20 protein-coding genes are annotated in these 24,976 nt (G+C 42.5%); 4 read left to right on the top strand and 16 right to left on the bottom strand.

From position 1 onward, the window contains the following. Positions 1 to 2: 2 nt before the first annotated feature. Both DBR43_RS26195 and DBR43_RS26190 read right to left on the bottom strand, forming a co-directional pair. Positions 3 to 497 (bottom strand): GNAT family N-acetyltransferase, encoded by a 495-nt coding sequence (locus DBR43_RS26195; RefSeq protein WP_124586268.1) that lies wholly within the window; start codon positions 495 to 497, stop codon positions 3 to 5. Next, positions 494 to 1,057: a thiamine pyrophosphokinase gene (locus tag DBR43_RS26190; RefSeq protein WP_124586267.1), complete on the bottom strand. Its 564-nt coding sequence runs from the start codon at positions 1,055 to 1,057 to the stop codon at positions 494 to 496. The genes DBR43_RS26195 and DBR43_RS26190 overlap by 4 nt, the downstream gene beginning before the upstream one ends. A 77-nt stretch (positions 1,058 to 1,134) precedes the next feature. Here DBR43_RS26190 and DBR43_RS26185 point away from each other — a divergent pair, with 77 nt between their 5' ends. Beyond that, the gene (locus DBR43_RS26185) at positions 1,135 to 1,716 is read left to right on the top strand and encodes an RNA polymerase sigma factor (protein WP_124586266.1); all 582 of its coding nucleotides are present in this window, start codon (positions 1,135 to 1,137) and stop codon (positions 1,714 to 1,716) included. Here DBR43_RS26185 and DBR43_RS26180 read toward each other — a convergent pair whose 3' ends face one another. The 13 genes from DBR43_RS26180 to DBR43_RS26120 all read right to left on the bottom strand — a co-directional run bounded on the left by DBR43_RS26180 (position 1,717) and on the right by DBR43_RS26120 (position 20,131). Next, positions 1,717 to 2,913: a DUF5009 domain-containing protein gene (locus tag DBR43_RS26180; protein ID WP_124586265.1), complete on the bottom strand. Its 1,197-nt coding sequence runs from the start codon at positions 2,911 to 2,913 to the stop codon at positions 1,717 to 1,719. It lies immediately after the preceding gene. 2 nt (positions 2,914 to 2,915) lie between these two features. Next, positions 2,916 to 4,259, bottom strand: coding sequence for a glycosyl hydrolase family 18 protein (locus DBR43_RS26175; RefSeq protein WP_158622599.1), 1,344 nt, complete (start codon positions 4,257 to 4,259; stop codon positions 2,916 to 2,918). A 46-nt stretch (positions 4,260 to 4,305) separates the two neighbouring features. Further along, positions 4,306 to 5,301 (bottom strand): glycosyl hydrolase family 18 protein, encoded by a 996-nt coding sequence (locus DBR43_RS26170; RefSeq protein WP_124586263.1) that lies wholly within the window; start codon positions 5,299 to 5,301, stop codon positions 4,306 to 4,308. 17 nt (positions 5,302 to 5,318) lie between these two features. Continuing rightward, complete coding sequence (locus DBR43_RS26165; protein ID WP_158622598.1) at positions 5,319 to 6,914, bottom strand: SusD/RagB family nutrient-binding outer membrane lipoprotein; 1,596 nt, start codon at positions 6,912 to 6,914, stop codon at positions 5,319 to 5,321. 26 nt (positions 6,915 to 6,940) lie between these two features. Continuing rightward, positions 6,941 to 10,441, bottom strand: coding sequence for a SusC/RagA family TonB-linked outer membrane protein (locus tag DBR43_RS26160; protein ID WP_124586261.1), 3,501 nt, complete (start codon positions 10,439 to 10,441; stop codon positions 6,941 to 6,943). A 30-nt stretch (positions 10,442 to 10,471) separates the two neighbouring features. Continuing rightward, positions 10,472 to 11,524: a FecR family protein gene (locus DBR43_RS26155; RefSeq protein WP_124586260.1), complete on the bottom strand. Its 1,053-nt coding sequence runs from the start codon at positions 11,522 to 11,524 to the stop codon at positions 10,472 to 10,474. An 82-nt stretch (positions 11,525 to 11,606) separates the two neighbouring features. Further along, complete coding sequence (locus DBR43_RS26150) at positions 11,607 to 12,902, bottom strand: sensor histidine kinase (protein WP_124586259.1); 1,296 nt, start codon at positions 12,900 to 12,902, stop codon at positions 11,607 to 11,609. Further along, entirely contained in the window at positions 12,886 to 14,259 is a 1,374-nt protein-coding gene (locus DBR43_RS26145; RefSeq protein WP_124586258.1) for a sigma-54-dependent transcriptional regulator, read from the bottom strand. The genes DBR43_RS26150 and DBR43_RS26145 overlap by 17 nt, the downstream gene beginning before the upstream one ends. A gap of 36 nt (positions 14,260 to 14,295) precedes the next feature. Continuing rightward, entirely contained in the window at positions 14,296 to 15,471 is a 1,176-nt protein-coding gene (locus tag DBR43_RS26140) for an ABC transporter permease (RefSeq protein WP_124586257.1), read from the bottom strand. A gap of 13 nt (positions 15,472 to 15,484) precedes the next feature. Continuing rightward, the gene (locus tag DBR43_RS26135) at positions 15,485 to 16,726 is read right to left on the bottom strand and encodes an ABC transporter permease (RefSeq protein WP_124586256.1); all 1,242 of its coding nucleotides are present in this window, start codon (positions 16,724 to 16,726) and stop codon (positions 15,485 to 15,487) included. Positions 16,727 to 16,737: 11 nt separating this feature from the next. After that, positions 16,738 to 17,403 carry an ABC transporter ATP-binding protein gene (locus tag DBR43_RS26130; RefSeq protein WP_124586255.1) on the bottom strand — a complete coding sequence of 222 codons (666 nt, stop codon included), beginning with the start codon at positions 17,401 to 17,403 and terminating at the stop codon, positions 16,738 to 16,740. A 12-nt stretch (positions 17,404 to 17,415) separates the two neighbouring features. After that, complete coding sequence (locus DBR43_RS26125; protein ID WP_124586254.1) at positions 17,416 to 18,876, bottom strand: TolC family protein; 1,461 nt, start codon at positions 18,874 to 18,876, stop codon at positions 17,416 to 17,418. A gap of 7 nt (positions 18,877 to 18,883) precedes the next feature. Then, complete coding sequence (locus tag DBR43_RS26120; RefSeq protein ID WP_124586253.1) at positions 18,884 to 20,131, bottom strand: efflux RND transporter periplasmic adaptor subunit; 1,248 nt, start codon at positions 20,129 to 20,131, stop codon at positions 18,884 to 18,886. A gap of 205 nt (positions 20,132 to 20,336) precedes the next feature. Here DBR43_RS26120 and DBR43_RS26115 point away from each other — a divergent pair, with 205 nt between their 5' ends. The 3 genes from DBR43_RS26115 to DBR43_RS26105 all read left to right on the top strand — a co-directional run bounded on the left by DBR43_RS26115 (position 20,337) and on the right by DBR43_RS26105 (position 22,132). Continuing rightward, positions 20,337 to 20,888, top strand: a complete 552-nt coding sequence (locus DBR43_RS26115; RefSeq protein WP_158622597.1) for an RNA polymerase sigma-70 factor — start codon at positions 20,337 to 20,339, stop codon at positions 20,886 to 20,888. 64 nt (positions 20,889 to 20,952) lie between these two features. Continuing rightward, the gene (locus tag DBR43_RS26110) at positions 20,953 to 21,612 is read left to right on the top strand and encodes a hypothetical protein (protein WP_124586251.1); all 660 of its coding nucleotides are present in this window, start codon (positions 20,953 to 20,955) and stop codon (positions 21,610 to 21,612) included. 190 nt (positions 21,613 to 21,802) lie between these two features. Then, positions 21,803 to 22,132, top strand: a complete 330-nt coding sequence (locus DBR43_RS26105; protein ID WP_124586250.1) for a transcriptional repressor — start codon at positions 21,803 to 21,805, stop codon at positions 22,130 to 22,132. Positions 22,133 to 22,146: 14 nt separating this feature from the next. Here the strand turns inward: DBR43_RS26105 and DBR43_RS26100 are convergent, their stop codons facing one another. After that, positions 22,147 to 24,582 carry a TonB-dependent receptor gene (locus tag DBR43_RS26100; RefSeq protein ID WP_124586249.1) on the bottom strand — a complete coding sequence of 812 codons (2,436 nt, stop codon included), beginning with the start codon at positions 24,580 to 24,582 and terminating at the stop codon, positions 22,147 to 22,149. Positions 24,583 to 24,976: the final 394 nt, after the last annotated feature.

Here is a 24,976-nt window from a genome sequence, read left to right as displayed (position 1 = left end):
CCTTAGATGATCTTTTGCATTACATAATCATTCATAAAGAAACCGTTGCCGATATCAAGGTTAACGGTTTCTTTTATGATAAAGCCGGCGCTTTCATAAAAGTCTTTAGCTTTATTTTCCCGGTTCACATTCAGCTCCAGTCGTAAGCCACCTTCTGCTTTTACTTTATCCAGAACTTCGTTGATCAGGAATTTCCCCACGCCCTTACCATGGCATTCGGGCAAAACATAAAGTTTGTGTAGTTTATAGATTTTATTGATGGTATCTGTGACAGAGTAAGATGCAAAACCGACGTCTTTGGTATTGATTTCTGCGATCAGGAATACATAGCCTTCTAAAAGCTGCTCCAGTAAAACCCCTTTATTATACATCTTTTCCAACATGTAATTGATCTGCTCCTGGCTGATAATTGCACCATAAGCAGGCCCCCAGGTTAAACGGGCAATCTCCTGAATGACCGGAAGGTCTTTCTCTTTTCCCTTTCTAAGCAGGATCATAGCTTTTCACTGATAAACAAATAAGGTGTTGTAAAGTTAAACGTCACAAAGCCATCATTAATTACACTAAAATCACCATTTTCATCTTGTTTCAGGTTACCCGTTTCAAAATAAGACACCACTTCAATATGAAAGATACTGCCTTTTGGTTTCCAGATGCTAAATCCGGACTTAATGGCATAGGCTTTTTCTGTTTCAGTAAATACAACGATATTAATTTCCGAGATATAACTTCCCAGTTCTCTCAGGTTACTCTTTTCATCAATGACATTAACAGCAGGATATTTCTCTGCAATCAGGTAGTCAAGGACTGCATCGAGTTCATTTGTTGAAGCCTGAATTACTTTGGTATTCTCCTGAAAGAAATCCTGACCACTGGCATTGACCACAATGTCTACTTTTAGACCAAGACTGATCAATTTCTCATAAAGAGAGGAATTGACAATTAAGGTCGGGCTCCATTCCAGCAGCTGTCCCAGATATTCTTCATTGAAAGCGCCCAAATGATGGATATACAGCGCTGGCTCCTGTTTTTCTCTAACGATATGATGTGATGACATAAGGCAAATATATCTTATTTTTTTTCTTATTTTCGTCTAATTCAAACCAGCCTTTCCAGATAAAGCATTACTCATGTATGGATGATCATCGCCGTAGTATCATAAAGAACTGGAAGCTGTTAGTGGAAGGGGAAAAGCAGGGACTGTATACTTGCTTCAACCTTTTTTACGATGATTTATACCGCTTTGGCCTGTCCTTGTACCGGGATCCGGAATTGATTAAAGAAAGCATTCAAAATCTGTTTATAGAACTTTGGGCCATCCGGGATAAGCTGGCCAATGTAGGGAACATCCAGCAGTATGTTTTTACGATCTATAAGCGGATCATTTATAAGACTCATCAAAAATCATTCAGCAACGATCCTGACCGTAAATTACCTCTGGAAGAAGTCGAAGAAGAGATGCTCAGCGTGAAATCATATGAATCCATCCTGATCGCCAGTCAGGAGGATGAGTACCTTAAAAAGAGGTTAAAGTATGCGCTTGCGAAGTTAACCCCAAGACAAAAGGAGATTATTCTGATGCGTTATTTTGAATGCCTGTCCTTTAAAGATATTGCACACAAAACGCTGTTGACGGAAAGAACGGTTTACAATACCCTCCATAGTGCCATCAGCGCTTTGCGTGAAAATCTTCTTTTTATCTGGCCTTTCTTTTAATTAAATTTTTAGCCTGATCTTTCTCTTTTCCAATAGTCCGGTAATCATCACAATAATTAACGCATACAGCAGCGACTTGACCAGACCAACTCCTCCTGTCCGGAAGAAAACCGGCAGCTGAGGAATGCTGAGTAGCGTTAATACTGCATAGTGAATGTAAGGCAAAAGATAACAGGTCAATGTGCTTGTTCCCGCAGCCTTAATTGGCAAATACCAATTCCTTTGGTTTAAGATCTCAGTCAGGTAAACGATCAGTGCAAAAGTAAGTGCCGTGATTCCGGCACAGATACTCGTCCATGATGGGGTAGCCCTTATTTTTGAGATTCCCCAGACCGGGTTGGTCAGATAGCCAAACAGGAGCAACAACGCACTAAATGAGATAATACTGATCCAGAACCTGGAGCTTTTACTTCCAAATTGCCGATAAAGTAATGCCGTGATAATTCCCGCAAGCGGCAGTGCAGGCATGGATCCATCTCCGGCAATCCAAATGTATCGCCGTATTCCGGAGAGCAATTCCAGCCAGCCCAAATTATTGGCAGCACTAAAAAGCAGGAAAAACACAAATGCCGCAACCTGCAGGATCAGCTTTCCGCCGGAAAAGAGAAACACACAGCTGGAAATAAAATAGGCCCAGCCAATCAGGCCCAGGATCCCCCACCATTGGACTTTCATCGCCATGATTCCGGAAGATTCATTGCTTTTAAACAAAATGGCCATCCCAATTAACAAGAGGACACCTATTGCTTTTAAAACTTTGCTCAAACCCGGTTTATAGGAAGTATAATCCAGCCAGACGAGGAAGAAGCCGATAGTTACCAAAATCTGCCAGACAGGTTTGCTCAGACTTGCGGTCTCACTATAGCTGTCCATGTTTACATGGAAGAACCCCATAACCAGCAAAGCAAGCGTTCGGGAAGAGATGTGAAAAAACAGCTGCAGGTTACTGTCTCCTTTTTTTCGCCGGCTTTGAATTGCATAAGGTACAGACAAGCCAACGATGAATAGAAACGCAGGAAATACCACATCGGCAAGCCCCATATAATTTGCATCTCCCGGTGCATGCTCCAGCCAGGAGGGAATCCCCGTTAATGTCCAGAGGTCGTTGACAAAGATCATGAGTAGCATTACTCCCGCTCTCAGGGCATCAATCGCAACCAGCCGTGGTCCTGAATCTTTTAATGGTATGGTGGTCATCCTTAATTTAGTGTTTTATAAATAGCCCCCATTAAGGAATTTGCGCCCTTTACATCATAATCGCCGGCATAGAGGTAGGCACCTTTAAAACCATTCGCTTTAATGTAAGCCGTTTTTTTATCCACCAGTGGAATGCCATTGTAATATACACCAAATTTAATATCTGCTTTTTCTTTGCTGTAAGCATTGGGATCTGCTGCCAGAATATCTTTATAAGGCATATAATCATAAGAGCCCCAACCCAGGTTATTTCCTGTTGCATTGATCTCATTGAAGCGCAGTCCAAATGCCGGAATCCCGATGACTATTTTTTCTTTAGGCATTTTATTTTTCCAGATATCTGCTCCTGCAACCATAAAATCAAAACCAGAAGGCTGGCCCAGCGGTGCATTCGGACCAACATGGACTCCATCTTCATAGGCATGCACATTTACCCAGTTTGCTTTGCTGAAATCTGCTACCGGATAATCCCAATGCAAATAGTTGGTCGTCACAGAAACCGTTAATATCTGCGTAGGCAGGGCTGCGCGAAGCAGTGTTAAAAAAGGACCTATAGACTGCATGCTTTTTGTGGTCACTGCCCCATCGTCATTTCCCAGATCTGTCATGAGGATATCTACGCCATCTATTTTATGGTCCGTTACATATTGAGCTACCGTTGTTGCCAGTGCGGCTCTTTTCGCCGGATCACTGATCACAGAACCAAAATCGGCATTGTTATAAAGCGACCAGCCATCTACGCCCGACAGGGTTCCGGTTACCCCTAATAATAACGGCACCTTATTAATGTGCGCCCGGGCCACCTGCTCGTCCAGATTCTGAGCCTGGTTCCCTTTCGAAAAATCAACAGCTCCGGTAGGCGTTACCCTTGCCCCTGTATAGACGATATGCGTTACCGTTGCGTAGTCTACACTTGCAGCCGTCGCATTTTCTGTCAGGTAAGCCACTGCTACATTTGTAAAAGTTTTTGGGGTATAGGTTGAGGGACTAACCAACACCTTTGAAATCCGCGTGGAGGTCTGGCCGTTGTAGGTTGCCTCGACTTTAATTTCATACTCCCCTCCCGCTTCAGGAGTAAAAGTAAAGGCCGTATCCGTAGATACTTCCTTATTGTTCAGCTTCCAGGAAATTTTGGTTTTCTCGATTGGTTTTGGAGAAAAGGCCAAACCTGAATATATCGCCGATTGCCCCTGGAATATGATTCTGTTTGGGCTGGTAAAAACCCCGCTGTTGTCTATAATCCTGGGATGAAAATTATCATCATAATCGGCTTCCTTTCCTTTTTTACACCCCGCTATGCAGGCCAGTAAAAAGAGGGACAGCACTAAGTATTTTATATTTCCCATGTGGTATATCTTTAATGATGAGTTCATCATATGTATTTAAATCTTATTAATTTTTAATGTCCCCATGAATTGCCTTAAGCAAAGAGTAGTCTCCGCCGGCATCTCCTAAAAGCTGCCAGATCATCACGCCTCCGGCTTTCTTCTGTAAGGCATAGGAAAGTTTTTTCTTTATTGTGGGCCAGCCGTTATAGTAAAATGTTCCTTTACCAGGCAATTCCCAAAGGTCAACCTTTTCAGCTCCCGGATACCGCTGTACGATATCTCCATAAGTCAGGCTTTCGGGAATATCAGGTCCAAAGCCATAGGCGTAAAAAGGAAGTCCCAGAACGAGTCTTTCTGCGGGAATACCTCTTAACACGTTCCAGTGATTAAAATCCGCTTCTGCAGCCTCATAAGTGGAATGAGGACCAGGTTTATCTTTTCTCCATGGGCCGGTCTGGTCGTAAGACATGATATTGATCAGGTCTAATAAAGCCAGTGCTTTATCAGAGTAGGCGGCAGAGTTCCAGGTCGCCACCGCAGCGGTCATCAGTTTACCATCCTTTTTAAGTGCAGCAGACAAATCGGTCACAAAAGCTTCGTAATTTTCATTTACAAAATCACCTTCCAGGTCTACATCTATTCCGTCCAGATTATAGGTTCGTATTAATTGCATTAACCCATCCACCAGTATTTTTCTTTTGCCCGGTTTTAACAGGTCTTTAAGGTGCTGAGGAGGGTCACCACCGGCCACAGCAGCAGTCACCTTCACCTGCTGCAGGTGTGCTTTCTTTACCAATTCTGCCAATCCTGTTACAGGGGCAAAAACACCCGAGGCATCCGGATTAATAAATGCGATGTTTAAATGCGTAATTTTACTCAGGTCGATTTTTGCCGACTCCGCCAGCAGATCACCTCCGGCGAACATATAACCCACCACTTTAAAGCGACCAGGTTCTTCTTTTTTAGATTCCGGTTCAGCAGCCTTTACCGGAGTCTTAGCACAACCGGTAAACATCAGCGAAAGGCAGATCAGCTGACAAAACAATTTTATATGCTTCATAATTCTCTTTTTATAGGTTATTCCTTGTCCCACCAAACTCTTTTGGTCCAGCTATCTACCCCGCCTAATGCCGGTAAGACTTTCTCAAAGTTTGCTTTATTTTGTTCTTCTTCCGTGAAAGGATATTCAAATCTCCTTGGAATGGTCAGGCTCTCCCCGGTTTCAGAGTCCCCTACTGCAGGGATTAAAGTGGGAAAACCAGATCTTCTCCAGTTGGCATAGGCCTCAGGTCCGTTTAAGAACAGGGTAATCCAAAGTTGTTTATTGATCGTCTCTATCTCTCTGCCCGGAACCAATTGATTTCCCTGAATAAAAGTATTGATTTCGTTCGCCGGTACCGTTGGCCCTCCCGGGAAAAAGCTCAATTGCTGAAAAGCAGCAGTCACTCCTTTTTCATAATGGCTGGCAGCGGTTCCTCCAAATGATGGCCCGAACCGAACAGTCGCTTCTGCAAGCAACAACTCTACCTCCGAATAGGTGAGGTGTAAAAAGGGCGCATTGAAGCGAAGCAGGAAGTTTGCAGGTTGGGCTTTCTGATCATTATTCACTGCCGTATAAGGCCCCTTTCCGGGAATATCAACAATAACATTCGATAAAAATCCATCCCAGATATAACGTCCGGGAATCACGCCAACATATCCTACTTTTTCGACCAGAGGTTCTGTCAGGTCAATCCGGCTTAATGGATTTCCACCTGGAATATCCACATAGTACTTCACCATGTATTTCATTCTGGGATCGTTGGTTACCCGCAGCTGATCAAGAAAGGGGGTCGTGAAACGCCCGGGAACACCTCCACCATTAAAGAAGGAAGCCGAAACAGCATTTCCACGGATATTACCTTTCCCATCCTCATAAGGATTTTGAATGTCTTCATGGTCTAACTTACAAACATCTCCATTGCTGGTAAATACCCCTTCATTATAGGCTTGCTGAGCTTCCGCCTGTGCTTTTGCAGGATCGCGCTTCACCAGACGCATGGCCAGACGTAAATGCAGAGAGCTGGCAAATTTCTTCCAGGCATTGATGTCTCCGCCATAAAACAAATCACCTTTCACAATATCTTTCGACCCATCAAGTTGTGCCCTTGCTGCTTTCAGCTCCTGGAAAAAATTAGTATATATTTCCTCCTGGGTATCAAATTTCGCTTTGGTTCCGAGCCCCGCTTCACTGTAAGGAAGATCGCCATATAGATCTGTCATCCTGGCAAAGTTGTATACCTTCATGATCCGGCAAACAGCATTCAGGTTTGTTTTATCCGGAACATTCGTGGTTCTTTTTACAGCGTCTACTACATTCACAAGATCCGTTCCGTAGGAATCCTCCCAAAGCACGCCCATGATATTGGGGTCCCGGAAATAAATCCCGCCCCAGCGGTTGCTATATGGTCCTGCAATGTGCTGAACCAATGGCATGGTCATCATAAAAGTCGTTCTCTCGTTCACGTTCAGATCACCGGAAAACCGGAGCTGAATTAAAGAGAGTTGTACCGAAGGGTCCAGGTTAGAGGACCTTGTCGGATCAATATTTGTATCCCCAAATTTTTTACAGCCGCTAAATGCCACTGCAATGGTTAATAAACTGAGGAGGTATGTCTTTAAAATCTTTTTCATTGTCATCTTATTTAAATACTTACCTGTTAAAATCTAAAATTTAAATTAAGGCCAAAGCTTCGTCTACCCGGCAGAGATCCATATTCGATACCCTGTCCATTTCCATTATTGTAGTTGGAATCGGGGTCAACATTGGGCACATTCTTGTAAAGAATAAACGGGTTTCTGCTCACCAATCCCACCTGAACATCTTTCACTCCCCATCTGGAGGTCAGCGTTGAAGGAAGGCGGTAATTCAAAGTGATCTCCCTGATTTTGACATAAGAAGCATCATAAATAAAAGGTCTGGCTACTGAATTGGAAACATCGAGAATTCTGCCCCAATAAACTGAAGGGTCTATTGCCTTGGTATTTTGGCTGTATACAGGACTTCCATCGGCATTGGTTCCCGTTTGCACGACACCAACCGGCACAAGCCCCCTTACCATCCCTGATGCGGTCCATTCCTGGATGGTTTTTCCTGCCGCCTGACGGTCCTCTTCAGATTTGATCCATTCGGCTCTTCCTCCCAGGGTTGTTTTCAAACTTCCTGCCCCTGCGGCAGAATAATTGGTCAGAGAGAGCAAATCAGCCCCAAACTTCAAGTCGAAAATTGTTCCCAGACTGAAGTTCTTGTACCTGAATGTACTGCTCAACCCTCCCGTCCAGTCAAAGATCCCTTTTCCTACGATCTGTCTGGTAGGACTTAACACCGGCTGAAGATCGATTGGGTTAAGGATAATATTGCCCTGAGGATCCTTTTGATAGTCAAAGGCCAGAATTGCACCATAGGAAGCGCCCGGCTGTGCGACCACAGATACACCCATCCAACGTGCATCAGACAGACTCAGGAAAGGTGTGCCCGGTGCCAAAGACTCAACTTTATTGACATTTCTGGCAAAGCTGAAATTTAAGTCCCAGGTAAAGTCTTTGGTGCTGACAGGGGTGCCGCTCAAGGCAATTTCTATTCCTTCATTTGAAATCACCCCTGCATTTTTGATCTCATTTCTATATCCCGAAGAAGGAGGAACAGGCACGATATTCAGCTGATCTTTTGATTTAGAATTGTAATAGGTAAGGTCAAGTCCCAAACGCTGACCAAAGAATTTAAGCTCTGTTCCGAACTCGTAAGAACGTGTTGTAGTCGGCTTCAGGTCTTTATTTGGTTTTATATTCGTAGAAATCCCTCCGATGGTCTGGCCTTTAAAAGGCAAAGGGCTTGTTGCATAATAAGCATCCGTCAGGTAAGGATCTGTATCTGATGCCACCTGTGCAATGGATGCCCTGATTTTACCGAATGATAAAATCCTTTTATCCATTTTGAGCGCTTCCGTGAAGACGAAACTTCCGCTTAGTGAAGGATAGAGTTTACTGTTTTTCCCTAAAGCAAGGGTAGAATAAGCGTCCTGCCGAAGTGTTGCATCCACATACAGATAGCCTTTATAACCAGCAGCGATGATTCCGTATACGGAATTAAAAGATTTTCTATAGGCTGTAGGTTGTACCGACTGAGAAGTATAACTGGTAGGACTAACAACATCCAATACCGTTTGGTTGGTGAACTGAAGGATACTTCCATCTGCCCTGCTTCTGGTGATGCTGCTCCCCAGACGTGCAGATAAGTTTAAGGAAGGGGTAACCTGTCTTTCAGCAGAAAGCAATAAGTCGGCCTCTATGGTTTTCAGCTTTCTTTTGGTTTGATCCAATGTTCCAGTAAGTGCGCCTGGTGTAGATCTTGGGCTAAACTTTTCAAAGTCAAGGTCCGTCTGATCTGCTGATGCCCTTCCCTGAAGATTTAACCAGCTTAAAATACTATAGTTGAGCTGCAATGTTCCCATTAAACGATCTTTGGTCGTTTTATTTTTCATTTCATTGATCACCCAGTAAGGGTTCAGGCGGTATTGGTTTCCATTATTCCAATCTAAATAACTTCCATCGGCGTTTCTATATTCATTTTTAAACCTCGCCTGGTCAACAGTGTTAGCCAGGGAGAGAAAGCTATTTCCAATATTTGCGGGATCATCGGCCAGCGAAGGTCTGTTGTCGACCTTTTCATTCATATAAAAAGCTCTTGCTTCCATGGTAATCTTAGACCCGAATTTGGAGCTGCCATTGAAGGTAAAGGAGTTTCTGTGCATTCCACTGGCAGGAATGATGTCCTTATTCGTCAGATTGGATGCAGAGAAACGGAAGGAAGAAACGTCAGAAGCATTTGTAAACGAAAGCGTATTGGTAAACGTTGAACCTGTTCTGAAAAATCCATCGATATTATTCTTCACGTAAGCATAAGGCTTGCGTTCTCCGGTTCCGGTAATTACCATTAAGTCCGGGTCAATTCTGGCACCAAAATTCTTCGTTAAAGTATTATAATCCTGTATGGCAAGTGTATTTAACTGTTGTTTGGTTCCCTGACCATACAGCGACTGATAGCCGTCGTAGCTGGTCAGCTGACTTTCAACAGAGGAGGTATTGTTAAATTCTATTCCCAGGTCTTTTGATCCGACTCCTTTTTTAGTGGTGATCAGAATCACCCCGTTAGCCGCTCTGGCACCGTATAGCGCCGAAGCTGAAGCTCCTTTAAGGACACTGATTTTATCCACATCATCCGGATTGATGGCAGATATGGCATCCCCCAAATCCAGACCCGCAGCATATTGCCCCGAGCCGGTCCCTCCGTAATTGGAATTGTCTATCGGAACCCCGTCTACTACATACAATGGCTGATTGTTTCCCGTCACAGTGGTGCTTCCACGAATAATGACCCGGGAAGAACCCGCTGGTCCTCCTGCAGTTCCGGTAATGATCAATCCCGGGACTTTCCCTGCCAAAGAGTTGATCACATTGATCTCTCTTGCCTTTTTAAGGCCCTTTCCGTCTACTTCAGATACCGCATATCCTAAAGATTTTTGTTCTCTTTTGATTCCTAAGGCAGTGACCACGGCCTCTTGCAGTTCTGTAGTGGCTTCTTTTAGCACAACCGTTACGTTTTTCTGCTGTTCGTTCGCTACAATTGCTGTTTCCTGAAAGCCCAGCATCCTGAAACGAATCACATCCCCCTGATCTGCAGGGATAGAAAACACCCCCTCAGCATTGGTTGCCACCGTTTTGTTGTTCTTCGTATTGACAACAACAACGCCGGGAATACTGACTTTTTTTTCATCAGTCACTCTCCCCGTTAAGGTAAAAACAGCACTGGGCCCTGGAACCGGCTGGTAAGACTGGATCATAATGGTCTGCCCGTTGATCTGATATTTTATGCTTACTTTTTTAGAGATGGCATTCAGAATTTCATCAATCTTTTGTTTTTCAACCTTAAGATCAATGCGTGTATTGACATTTAAATCCAAAGGATTGTAAGAAAAGTGAACCCCTGCTTCGCCTTCAATTTGCTTAAAAGCACTGAGAACCGTTGTATTCTTCCAATTAAAGGAATATCGTTTATCCTTTGACTGCGCATATCCTGATAAGGAAATAATCAGGATAAAGGACAAACAGGCTTTCAACAGAAGCCCATAAAAAAAATAATAGGGGGGTAAGTTTTTTTTCATACTGGTTTGGTTGGTTAGTTTGGTTGGTTGTTACTTTTTGTCGAAATCGAGCGTTACGATATCATCTTTTATGGTGTAAGTGAAATGGTTAGAAAATCCTATGGCTTTAAGCACTTCGCTAAGCCCTTCATTGACAAACGTTCCGGTAAAAGCAATTGGTTTCTTAGGTTGGTTTCTACTACGCACTTCAATACCGTAGATCTCTTTTAAAACTGATTTGATCTCTTTTAGAGAAGCCATTGAGAATACCAGTTTACGGTTTTTCCAATTGTCGATTTCTTCCAGGTCAAAGGTTGATTTGGCAAATTTGTCAGAAGTAACCTCAACCTGTTCGCCGGGAATAAGTTGCAGATGGTCTACGACTTTCTCATTAACCAGGGAGCCAACACTCACTTTTCCTGAATTGAGCATAATTAACGTATGTGCCCGGTTGTTATAATTATTGATTTTGAAGGATGTTCCTAAAGCGGTTGTTGCTGTTGTACCGGAAATGACAATAAAAGGCTTTTCTTTATTTTTAGCAACCTCAAAATAAGCTTCCCCATTTAACCACAGAACTCTCTTTTCCTGATTATAATGGCCATCCAGTTTAAGTTCTGTTGATCCATTGATTGTTACTTTAGTTCCATCACTGAGGGTTAGGGTCTTCCTTTCATTATAAGCCGTTTTTAGGAGCATACTTTTACCCCCGGCAACGTATGGCTGGATTTGATTTCCATATTCCTTTTTATTGAATAAGGCATAGACCCCGATGCATAGCAGAATTGCAGCAGCAACAGATATCCAGGAACTACGACTCATCAGGCGCCTTACCGGCACTTCGTCCATGAGCCCTACCTGCTGTTCCTCAGCTTCTATGACCAGCTTAAGTTTCTGTAGTTCCGCCTGTTTTTCCCGGGGATCAATCTTTACAGCGAGTAAAAAGAAAAGCGTTTTGGCTTTGTGAATTCTTTCTTCCAGCTCAGGTTGTTCCTTCAGGACACTTTTCCAGAACAAAACATCTTCCTGAGGAGCTCCCAGGCAATAATTAACAAAGCTCTCTTCAGTTAAGAAGTCTTCAACGGCATAAGCATCGTATTTCATTCCAGCGGTTATATAGTTTTATTACTACAAGTGCAGGAAGAATTGATTTTTTACCAAAGAATTTTAAAATATATTTTTTATGTTAAACAACAATGGAAAATTCAGTCTCTCCTTTCTGATTTGCACTGAGCGCAAATGAGAATCCATGCTTGATCAGGATATCTTTAATCAATGTCAATCCAATTCCCTGACCATCAGCCTTGGTACTAAAAAAGGGACTGAACAACTGCGCTTCTGCCTCCGCAGAGATTCCCTTCCCATTGTCTCTCACGATCAGCTTTTGTGGCAGGTTTTCCGTCACAAAGGTGATGATTCCCTGTTTTCCCACATCAATGGCCTCAATGGCATTTTTCACGACGTTAATCAGCACCTGCTCCATCTGTAACTGATCGGCAAAAATGACCAGAGGGATTTTATGGAATGCAAACTCAAAACTCGTATTCTTTTCCCTTGCCATCTCCGACAGTAAGGTAGTGACTGCATAAATTAAATCGTGCAGATCAACATATTGCTTGCTGGGCTCAGGTAGCCGAACAACATCTGCCAGATTCCTCATAAATATATTGAGGTTATTATTTCTGTCTATAGCCACCTGTAGTGCATCTGCCAGACGACTGTTTGGCGAGCGCTCCGACTCAATAACCATCGCGGAGTCCATAATAGAATTCACTGGTCCGATCGTGTTGTTTACCTCATGTGCCATCATCCTGATCACCTTACCATAGGCTTGCTTCTCTGCTTCCAGCAGTTCAGTCGTCAGCTCCTGAATGATGACAAAATTCCGGGGAAAGCCCTGGTCCAAAAATTCAGAAACCTGAACCTTATAAGTCTCCGCACCACTGTTAAGGGTAACCGCCTTAGACTTCTCCTTCATCAGCAAACGAACCTCATCGATGATCGGATGATCAATATCTTTTAATAACCAGCCTTCAAAGGGAATGGTATGCAAAATTTTCTTCGCTGCAGGGTTCACCTGCTGAACGCGCTGGTCATGGTCAAGGATGACAATTCCTACCGGAGAACTGAAAATCAACTTATCCAGAAAAAAATGCTGCTCTTGCTGTAATGTCCTTTCCTTTCTCAATTCTTCAATCATCTGATTATAGACACCAACCAGTTCGTCCATTTCAAAAGTGCCGCTTTCAACAAATTTAACGGTAAAGTCTCTGTCCCTGATCGCTTCTGCCCCTTGCACCAAAAGCCTCAATGGACGGATCATCTGATTGTACAATTGCCAGGAAATCAAAATCGAGCCCAGAATAAAGACCTCCGACAAAAGAAAAAAAAGTTTGTTCTTTTCAAAAACAAGGAAGCTCAAAAACAGAGCAATGGCATGTAAGATACATACGAATAAAAGGTATTTAGTCCGAAGTTTCATCGTAAGGAATGTTATATTTATCTAACCGCCTGTATAAGGCACTCCTCGTGATTCCCAAAGCCAACGCTGCTTTGGAAATCCGGTTATGATGGAACTGAAGTGCCCGTTTAATCATTAAAATTTCTGTTTCTTCCAACGTCATGGAGCCCACATCAGGTAATTTTGGGTGGCTAATGACAGTAGGTTGTTTTTCTATATGGGTAGTAAAATCGGCAACATCCAGTAAATCGTTCCTGCTGACCAATACTGATCGTTCCACCATATTTTTCAACTGACGTATATTTCCAGGCAATGGCAACTGTTTCAGCCATTTCATTGCCTCCTGTGTCACCTGCAATTTTGGACGGTTATACAGCTGCCTGAGGTTGCTGATCATAAAATCTATCAGCAAAGGAATGTCCTTATTCCGCTCTCTTAAAGCCGGCAGTTTAAGCGTAATCAAATTGACCCGATACAGCAAATCCTCCCTAAATGTTCCTTTAGCTACCATTTCCGCAAGGTTTTTATTCGTCGCGCAAATCACCCTTACATCGACTGTTTTTGTCCGGCTATTTCCCAATACCTCATAACTTCGGTCTTGCAGCACCCGCAGCAGCTTGACCTGGCTGCCGGCATCAAGATCGCCAATCTCATCTAGAAAGATCGTGCCCTTATTGGCCATCTCAAAACGCCCCGTACGATCTGTCCTTGCATCCGTAAAAGCACCTCTCACATGTCCAAACATCTCACTTTCAAACAAAGAAGTAGAAATTCCTCCCAGGTTTACTTTGATGAAAGGACGGTTTCTACGCAGACTATTCTGATGAATGGCCTCTGCAATGAGCTCCTTTCCCGTTCCACTTTCCCCGGTAATCAATACGGAAGCATCTGTTTTAGATACCCGCCCCGCGATCTCCAGTAACCCGAGCATATCCTTATCCTCAGTAATGATCGATTGAAAATCATACTCCTTATCCAATTGCCTCCTGCCGGTCTGACCAGGCTTCTGATCTTTTAAGGTAATCAGCGTCTTCACCGATTGCAGCAGGTGCTCATTTCCCCAGGGTTTATTGATAAAATCATTTGCTCCCAGCTTCATCCCTTGTACCGCAAGGTCTATACTCGCCCAACCGGTAATCAGGATCACCGGTACCTGTGCGTCCATTTCCCTGATCTGCCGCAATAGCTGCATTCCTTCCTTCCCGGAAGTATCAATTGAAAAATTAAGATCAAGGATGATCAAGGCAACATTCTCTTTCCTCAGTAAATCAAGGCCTTCCGCAGCACTGGCCACCGCAGAAACATCATAGTTTTTCTGCTCCAGTAAAAGCATCAGTGAAGTGCGAACGGCTATATCATCATCAATTATAAGGATCATCGGCTATGGCTTTTAAAAGGCTTTTCAAAAGTATCTTTATTCTTCATGCAATGCAACAGCAGGATAGATCGCAGCAGCTTGTTTCCCCGGATACAAGGCACACAAAATCACCAGCAAATAGATGAATACTATCGCCAGGAATTGTGCCGTCAGATAAACAGATGCCGGTAGATCAAAAACATTCAACAACGGAAACTGAATGGCAAAAAAGGATCCGATGATCAGAGAAAAAGTTGCCAGAACTACGGCTTCACCAACCAATTGTCCCGATACCGATGAGGCTGTTGCTCCAATTGCCCTTCTGAGCCCAATCTCTCCCCTTCTTTTATTGATATTATACCACAATACCCCAAATATTCCGAGCGCAACGTTAAAAATCAGAAAGCCCGCGACAATGAAAAAGATAATCATGGGAATCGTGGTCTCCTTGTTCTTACTGCTCCGGAGATCCGATAAATGTTTAATTTCCAAATTCGAACTTTTCATCGTAGAAGCGATCAGTTTATACACTTTACCTTCAAATGTCGCATCTGCTCCTGCCGTAACACGGATTAAAATATTGGCAATATTTTTTATATTACCGGTATCAATCCGGGTAAAGATAGCCGGCTCAGGCGCTTTAAAATCACTCTTATCCTTAAAGCTTTCCACCACACCGATCACTTTTTGCTCTTCTCCGTCGAGGGAAATCATTTTTCCTATGGCCTCTCCTGATCCAAATAGCTGCTCCTTACCACATTTGTCAATAATTAATGATTTTTTTGCCGAAGCATTGTCCTCCGCAGAAAACCATCTTCCTGAAACCAGCTGCATTTGAAGTACCTCCTTATACGACATTTCTGTACGGTAGATATCCGTATTCAGTTCTTTTCCTTTATAGCTAACCCTTGTCCGGTACATGCTGCTTGAAAACGGCACATTGGACGAAGTAAAGCTCAACTCTTTGATCTGAGGAAGGCTTTTTAATGCGTTTCTTAGATTCTCGTGCATCAGTCCCACAGAATCTTTATCCTTGCTTTCCCCCAAGTCTCCCAAACTCACAGACCACACCTGCTCATAGTCAAACCCTCTCGGCAGTTTGTAATTCCGGTAATTGTGAACCAACAGTGTAAATACGGCGAAGATGACCATAAAGGAAATCAGGACCTCTGAAATCAACAGGAAATTCTCCTTCTTTTTATTCCAGATCAATTTGAATAAATGCTTAAGCATATCTTTTAGATTTTTAATTATTGGCTTTTAATGCCGTAACGACATTTAGTTTAGACATTCTCCAGGCTGGATAAACCCCGGACATCAGACCGAATACCAGACAAGCCAGCAGGCTATAACCCAATACCGTCAGGTTGATAGTTAAATTCATATGACTAATCAGGTTACTGGAATTCAGCACGAAAATGACAAGAAGAGATAAAAGAACACCCAAAATTCCACCCAGTATCGTCAGGATCATATTTTCTACGATAAATTGTCCAACCAGGGTACTGCTTGAAGCACCAAATGCTTTTCTAACGCCGATTTCCGAAGACCTTTCCATGATTCTGCTGACATTAATGTTTACCAGATTGATCGTCGGCAACAACATAAAGAGAAAGACAAAAATACCAATCATCAGAAAAAAGCGGTCCTTACCAGAACCCTCCCCTTTACCGAAGATCTCTCTGGTAAAGCTTTCCAGGTAGCTGTCCGGATAACTCAAAAGAATCTCCTGATTTTTCTCGGGGTGCGGTACCTTTTTCAGTAACTGGCTATATTCCTCTTTGATTAAAGGCAGGTCTGCCGTTGACCTCGCAAGCAGGGTGACCATATATTCTCCCATCAATGATGTTCCTTTAAGTCCTGACTTCGCCAATGTATAAGGAAGATAAATGTCCGAATTAGCGTAGATCATAGTCGCAGGTGCACTTTTAACCACGCCAATTACCCTGTATTTAATATTATTTGCTTCCACATATTTTCCGAGAGCAAGCGCCCCTTCACCAAAATATTTGCTTCGGGTATCTGCAGAAATTACCGCCACCTGAGCCGCATTTTCTAAATCCTGGGCATTAAAGGCTTTTCCTTCTACAAATTCAAATTGGTAAACTTCCCAGAAAGAAACATTGGTATGCATGAGCTCTACCTCCATTTTTTTATTATTCTGATAGGCATTGGTTGTATTCCGTCCGGTATGAATGGCAATTTTTTCCGGAGTCTTCATCTTAGACACAAAATTGTTCACGAAATAAAAGCTGGCCGGGCTTTGAGAAGTGTAGTTTTCCTTATTAGACTTCAATACAATTCTGTTAATGAACAGTTCCTTTGAGCGGTTCACATCGGGATAGGCAGGGCTCGTCAAAACGTCCAGAAAAGCAGTTAGCACAATCAGGATAGTCAGTGTTAGGCTGATCCCAAATAAGCTGATGAAGGTGAAGAACTTTCTTCTCTTCAACACGGCTATAGCGATTTTAAAATAATTTTTTAACATATCTATTCTCCCTATTGAACTTGTGATCCATCAAATAGACGCAGTAGGCGATGCGTACGTTGAGCCATATTGGGGTCGTGGGTAACCATGACTATTGTAGTGCCATCTATCCTGTTTAATTCCAGCAGAATGTTCATGATTTCATTTCCCATCGCACTGTCCAGATTTCCTGTAGGCTCATCCGCAAGAATAATCTCCGGTTTGCCTACGATGGCACGGGCAATTGCCACTCTTTGTTTCTGTCCACCAGAAAGTTGTGTTGGAAAATGTTTAACCCTATTGCTTAATCCCACCTTTTCCAGGGCCTCCAGCGCCAGCGTCCTTCGCTCTTTCGCACTTGAATTCCGGTATAGCAGGGGCAGTTCTACATTATCCACCACCTGAAGGTCATTGATCAGGTGATAACTCTGAAAAATAAAACCGATCTTGCTATTTCTGAAATGGGCAAGCTTCCGGTCATTCAACTGAAGCGTCTGCTGACTATCAATGATCACATCTCCTTTGGAAGGCGCATCTAACAATCCCATCAGATTTAGCAACGTACTTTTTCCACAACCTGAAGGTCCCATGATAGAAAGAAACTCTCCCTTCTCTACCTGAAGACTAATGTTATTTAATGCCTGCGTTTCTACCGTATCTGTACGGTAAACCTTCTCAATGTTTTTTAATTGTATCATATCTTGTGTATGTTATATTTTTATTCTCTCATTTTTTTCGAAGTCAAACAGGGATAAATAGCGGAGCTGATAGTAGGCACCCCAAAAATCACGTAAAGAATTGATATAATCCCGTTTTGCCTGATCGTTTTCCTGGAAGGCAATGCTCAGATCTGTGATGCTCAAATTTCCAAGCACATATCGCTCCTTTGCAATCTGGTACTTCTCCGAGGCGATCTGCTCTGCTTTAGCGTTCAAGGCAATCTGATCTTTCATCATCTCAAATAGATTTACCTCGGTGATGATCTTTTGCGTAAAGTTCTGCTTGTCCTGCTCAACAGAATACTGGGTAAACTGCTGATTAGCCAGCGCTGTTTTCTTTCTTGATTGCTGACGTCCCCAATCCAGAATTGGAATTTCCAGCGTCAGCTCCAGCAATTGCTGGTCTTTTGGGCTCTGGTAAACACTGCTGATGCTCCTTCCGCTTTTTGAAAAGCCCAGTTTAGCGTTTAGAGTCGCATTCAGCCCATTATCTCCTTTGGCCTTTGCCACATCCCTTCTTGCTTCTTCCAAACGCCTGCCAAAGGCTATGGCATCTGAGCGGTTTTGAAAAGCTTCTTTTAGTGCCTGCTCTACCACAACCTTCATCGCTACAGTTGCCTGAGGTAAAGAAAGCTTAATCTTATCCGTACTTTGCAAACCGGTATAAGTTTTAAGGTTATAGGTAGCCACCTCCATATCGCGCTTTGCAATTCCCACAGCCTTCTCTGCCTTCAATGCTTCCAGCTGTAATTGAAGGATCTCATTTTTAGAGACCTTCCCCATCTCAAATTTCGTATTTGCTATTTGCTGAATAGAACCGGTATTCCGCCTATTGGTTTCTGCAATCTGCAGATCTACCTGCGCCAACAACAATTCAAAGAAATAATTGCTGGCATTTATTGAGATCTGTTCCATGGATTCAATGTAAGCCTGTTGACTTTCATGGTACTTTAATGGCTCTATTCTGCGGTCCCATTTTAAGGTATTAAACTGAAACAACGGCTGTGTATAACCAATACCATAAGGAACTCCGTTGTAAATGGTACTATTCCGGTCAAAATCATCAAATCGTTGCAGGGAGGTTGTTCCAAAAATTGTTCCTCCTGTCTGTGCAATGCGCTGACTAAAAGAAAGGTCCAGTGAAGAGTTATTATTCCTCACTTGCCGGAAGTCGATCGTACCGTCTGGCTGTTGAACGGCAATAGAAGACTTGCTATAGCCTGGCAAGGTTCCTTTTAATGATAGCTGAGGCTGATAGTTAGATTTATATGTCATCCATTCCCAATAGCGCGTTTCTTTTAAGGTAGCAGCTTGTTTTGAGGCAATGGATTTCTCTTTTGCCATTGCAACTACTTCTGTCAGATTAAGCCTGAGTGTATCTGTAGATTGTGCTGAGACTTGCTTAAACAGCGCAATGAAAGGGCTCAAAAAGAAAATATAGCGTGTTTTCATCCTTCTCTTATTTTTTAATATTAATCTGACTGCTATTCTTAAATTCTTTCAGATCTGAGGTAATGATCACATCCCCCTCTTTCAACTGGTCTTTCAACTCCACATAATCAAAATTACTTAAGCCGATCTGCACCAATTTCCGACTGGCGACTCCATCCTTCAAAACATAAATATACTGTGACGGTGTTCCTTGAAAAGCAGGGCCATTGTTAACCCTTAATACCTGTTGATGCTGATCAGTTACTAAAAACACGTCTGCTTTCAGGTTTGGACGGAACAACTTGTTATTGCTGCTATCCGGTTTAATATCGAATGATACTGTTGCATTCTGAACCGATGGATAGATGTTCACCACTTTTCCCCTGACCTGAGTTTCTCCGATTCGAATAATTGCAGTCATACCACTCTTCAACAAATCAATATTATTATCGGAAATTGTTCCTTTTACTTTAAAACCTGAAAGGTCCGCAATCCTGGCCAACACTTCCCCCGGCTGAACTGCAGCTCCAATATTTTTATTCACCCAGGTCACCACCCCATTCCGGCTGGCCTGAATATTTGCCTGCTTTAGTTTTCGACTGAGCACGTCCAGGTCATTTTGCTGGATACTCGCCGCCAATTCTACCTCTTTCATCTGCAGGCGCATGCTTTGCTGCTTACTGCTGATCTCATTTTCCAATTGTTGTTTTTCCAACTGCGCAACCTTAAGATTTAACTCAGCCTGCTCTACATCTTCACGTGTACCACCCCCGGCCTTTAACAATCTCTTCGCATTTTCTACTGATGCTTTCAGACTATTGATTCGCAATTGCTTGATGTTATTATTCGATTTGATGTCGTAGAAACTCTTATCCAGGTCCAGTTTTATTTTGCGGATGTCATTTTGTTTCGATTCCAGCTGGAACTTCAATTTCTCATACTCCATTTGAGCAGCAGATTTATCCAGCATGAGGATGGACTGGCCTGCTGCTATCCTGCTCCCGGCATCTAACAAGACTTTTTGAACAGATGCAGCGATAGGACTGCTGATTACTTCTTCAAATTCCGGCAGGACTTCCCCGGAAGCATTGATGGTATTTTCAATATCACCCCGGCTAACAATTGCTGTCGTAATTTCCGACTGACGGAGGGTAGATCCCAAACTATAGCGTATAACAAAAATAACAGCGCCCAGCAGCATCGCTCCCAAAAGTAGATAGCGCATTGTTTTCCTCTTCTTGCCTGATAACACCTGCTGTTCGATATTTTTGTCCATTGCTTATATTTTAGCAAAGGGTATCCAAAGGATGTGCCACACACAAAAACCTAATAATCAAAATGTTATAGATTTAATGAAAATAAAAAACGGTCGATATCGAACAAAATGATCGATATCAGAGCGGCATTACCTTCAATTCTTTTCTGTCTAATTTTTAATCATTCTAAATTATGTTAACTTTGCCGCTTAATCAACTTAAATCGTGTCAGGACAACCTACATCTCCTTCAAAAGGACAGATCAAAATTGATGAAACCTCATTCTTTCATCTTTACCAAACCTATTGGAAGAAATTATATCAATTGGCCTATAAATACATAGGGGATGTTTACCGTGCTGAAGGACTTGTTCAGGAAGTTTTCACCTCTATCTGGCAGCGAAAAGATAAGATTCTATTGGAAGAGGAAACGGTAGAAAACTACCTCGTCCGCGCGGTTCGTTTCCGGATTGCAAGAAGCTATAGTGATGAAATCCGAAAGACTAAGAAAATGGATGAATTACTAAGCAGACAGAACAATTCCGACTCCCATACAGAAGAACAAATATTATATACTTTTTTGAGAGCCGAAATTGACAAGCTGGTTAACCTGCTTCCTCAGCGCTGCAAAGCCGTTTATGAACTCAGCCGTAATGAAGGACTCAACAATCGGGAAATTGCATTAAATCTCTTGATTTCTGAGAAAACAGTGGAAAATCAACTGACTAAAGCCTTAAAATTTATACGAAAGGGACTTGAACAATATCCTATCAGTTAAATGATCTAAATACATAGGGGACAAGCCCTTGTCGTGATAATACTATAATAACAATCCCATAATTATGAACCCGGAAACACTAAAAAAATGCTTATCAGGCGACGCTTCGAAAGAAGAGTGGATAGCTTATCAGCAGTGGCTTGAGGGTGCGGACGAAGATGATGACCTTCCCGAAATTGGTATTGAAGAGGGTTCTGACTCCCGCATTTGGTTACAAATCCAGGGCGAAAATCAAAAACAGGATCGTTTCCGAAAATACAAAATATACACGCTATGGGGTTCTGTTGCGGCGAGCTTAATCCTGATCAGCGCGCTCCTTGTTTTCTCCCAAAAGCAAACGCTTCAATCCAGTCAGCAAATGGTCTTTCAATCCGACAGTTCCCAACCTTTCTTAGAAAAAGAATTCGAGGGCCTGTTGATGAAACTCGGATCAAACAGCAAAGTAAGAATGCAAAGTCAAATAGATAACGACATCAATATCCAGCTTTCAGGTAACATGATGCTCAGCAACACTTCTGCTCAGGATAAATATACCGAAGTACAATATACCACATCCGACGGGCAGCAAATCAGCAAAAAGATCTGCCTGAAAAAAGGACAGAAATACCTTCTTGCCTATTATCCCCTCAAAAAGGACAAACTTCTGGTCATAGAAAACCATGTACTTATGGACATGCCTCCGGCCCTGGTCATGAACCTCAAAAACGATTTCGACCTGCTTTAAGCAACTTATTAAACCTAAGCATATTATTTCCTGAAACGATCTGACAAGAGTGCCATTCTGCCTGCTCATGATACACAACGGTATACATTTGAGCATTCGTTTTCATTATGGTCAATTATTTAAATTTATTCTAAATAACATAGGGGAAAAACACCGCTCATGATAATAGTATATAAGAGCTGGATTGAATATGAAGAATGAACAATTAAATTTACCGGAAGAAGAGATAACTGTTGATCAGAATGACTGCAATACCGATAAATTAGCAGAGGTACTTTTAAGAGCGGAAAATGCGAAAGGATCCTATCTGACTCCATTTGATCGCTTATTACTTGAGTTTCTGTATACTGAACAGGTGGTTATCAATACCGAAGAACTTTGGATGACCCTTAAAAGAGAGGGTGTAAAAATCAGTATCGCTACAGTACAACTTTGTTTGAACAGATTTCATCGTTGTGGCCTCCTGGAGAAGCAAAGACTGGAGGGCGAGAAGAAACACTGTTACTCTTTCATCAACTAGCCCCCCCTGCCATTTTATTTTATTCTGTTCTTAAGTTCCTGGCTTCCCGTACTGCGTGCTTTGCCGGCAGCAGGACCTGATCCAAAACGATAAGAGAAGGAAAGAATTACCGATCGGCTATCGGGACGTTCATAGCTGTAAGTCTTAATTCCTCCGTAATTGGCAGATTGCTTATATTGAGCGCTCTTAAAAATATCATTAACCATTAGATTGAGACTTGCCTTCCCCTGCATCAATTCCTTTTTCGCCCCTGCAGAAACCATATAATAACCCCTGGTACTGAAAACACCGGATAGCTCTTTAGAACGATACAAACCATTAAGTTCGGCTTTCCAACCCTGCCCTATTTTAAAAGAGTTTTGTGAATCAAAGGTGAGCGTGTTTCCTTTCAAAGCCGTTTCTGACCCCTTATCATTTACTGTAAATTCATTGCGAAACAGATTGGCAAACTGCGTTCCTGTCCACCAGGCGGTAAAATCGGTTGAACCGGTAATGCTCAATCCATAGTTAACAAAAGTGGCCAGATTTTCGGGTTTCAAAAAGGTCATATTCTGTGCTCCCGAACCACCTACAATATTACTGATCACATCATTACTCCGACTATAAGTCAGGTTTGCATGGTATTTCGACTTAAAGCTATATCCCAGCTCAAAGGAGTTCACAATCGCCGGCTGCAGATAAGGATTTCCTTCCTGATAGCTGAAAGGGTCAACATATATCCGGAAAGGATTCAGGTCCCAATAACTTGGACGTTCAATCCTCTTACTGTAACCGATTTGTAATTTATGGTTTTCACCAAGTTCCTGATTCAGGAAGACGCTGGGAAACATTTTAAAATATTCCCGCGTGACTAAAGAATCCGTGGTCATCTGATGTCCACGGGTGAAAGTATACTCACCTCTCAGGCCTACCTGAAAGCTGAATTTTCCAAAAGCATATTTCAGGTTAACATAGCCTGCCTGGATTTGCTCTTTGTACTTAAAATGGTTGCTGGTACCCGCATCCGGCAGATAAATTTCATTCTTCAAGGTATCATATTTCAGGTTATTCTCCGTGTGCACGGAACTAGCTTTCCAGCCACTTTCCAGCTTTCCCGAGCTTCCCAGTGGCAAAGTGTAATCCAGTTTAGCTACATAAATGTCATTGTTGGAAGGAAGATCTCCACGACGGGAACCTGGTGTCCGTAGTGTTACTCCTGACGGATCCATGTACCGTGTATCCAATTGCTGATCCATTTTAGAGAAATGGCTCACGTAATCCATATCCAGCGTAAGTTCGTGTCCCTTATCATCAAAACGATGCAGATAATTCACATTGTAAAGCATGTCTTCCCATCTTTCTTTTCCTTCGGTCAGTGTCCTGGTATCCCATAACTGTTCATTCCCGATCCCATTGTATAAAATGTTTTTTGTCTTTTGAAGAGAAGGATATTTTCCTACCCCACCATTGATCAGAAAGCCCAGGGTATTTTTCTCATTGAGAAACACATCCAGGCCAGCGCGAAAATTCTGGGACCGTAATTTTGCCGTTTCGATCGTTTCCTGCCGGGAAATTCGCGAAGGCGTCTGTATGGCAGACTGCTCCGCAAAAAACGTGCGGTCGGTATTGGTATTTCCTTTTAAATTCTGGAAAAAGTAATTGTAATTACCAAAGATATTGATTTTCTCTGTTCGGTAATTGAGATCTGTCCCTCCACCAAGGCGGGCCCCTCTTCCGGCTCCGCCGTTAACCGAAACATTTCCATTCAATCCTGTTTTTACATTTTTCTTAAGCAGGATATTAATAATTCCTCCCTTACCTGCTGCATCATAGCGCGCTGAAGGATTTGCCATAATTTCTATTCTGGACACGGTATTGGATGCTGTTCCACGAAGCAGATTTGCCAACTGGCTGCCTGATAAATAAGTCAGCTTTCCATTGATCATAACCGTAGTTCCCGCTCTGCCCTTCAAACTAATTTCCCCATTGTCATCAATCGTTACACCAGGTGCCTTTGATAACAATTCCAAAGCCGTACTTCCCTGGCTAAGGACACTGTTTTCGACGTTCATCACCATTCTGTCCAGTCGCTGCTCGAGCAATGGCCTGGAAGCAGCAATTTCTACCGTATGAAGCAGACGACTGTCTTCCAGCAACTTAATATTCCCTAAGGAAAGAACCTGATGCGGTCCGCTTAGGTCTAATACATGGCTGGTATAACTCAAATATCCAATGTAATTGATCTTAACTTTATAGCTTCCTTTGGGAACTCCGTTCAGGTGAAAATAGCCCATGGAATCAGTCATTGCCGTGGTCACCTTTAGTGAATCCGGAGATTTAAAAAGATAAATGCCGGCATAGCCAACAGGCTTCTCTTTTTCATCTACCAGCCGGCCGGTAATACGGTGAGGCTGAGCATGAACATACAGCGCACAAATAAACAAACATAAAAAGGACAGTACTGCTTTCATATATTGAGGATCATTTAAAATTAGGGTTGCGATATTATTTTTACTTTTCTTTTTGCGGTGTTACCCTTCGGGCTTTCCGGCAGCAAGAGACAAAAACCCAATACGCTGTGCAAATCGCAATTGAGAAGCTTCAGGCATACAGTTATCTTTTTAAACGACATGGACGAAATATATAGGCACAGAGGATTCCAGTAACAAAAAGTGATTTAATTTTCATTGCTTTTAAGTGATAATCTATTTAGAAATAAACCTCATTTAGTTGAGGTAAACCTGACAGATACAAACTGCCAGGTTCTATTTTATAGTATTAAGGGGGGAGTATAATTATACCATTTGCTTTTATTCCTTTCTCTTAGTTTAAGCCATTTAATGTGCTCTTACTCTATAGAATTAT

It is taken from the genome of Pedobacter sp. KBW06 (genome assembly GCF_003852525.1).
Taxonomy (GTDB): Bacteria; Bacteroidota; Bacteroidia; order Sphingobacteriales; family Sphingobacteriaceae; genus Pedobacter.
This window is presented reverse-complemented; position numbering and strand designations above follow the sequence as displayed.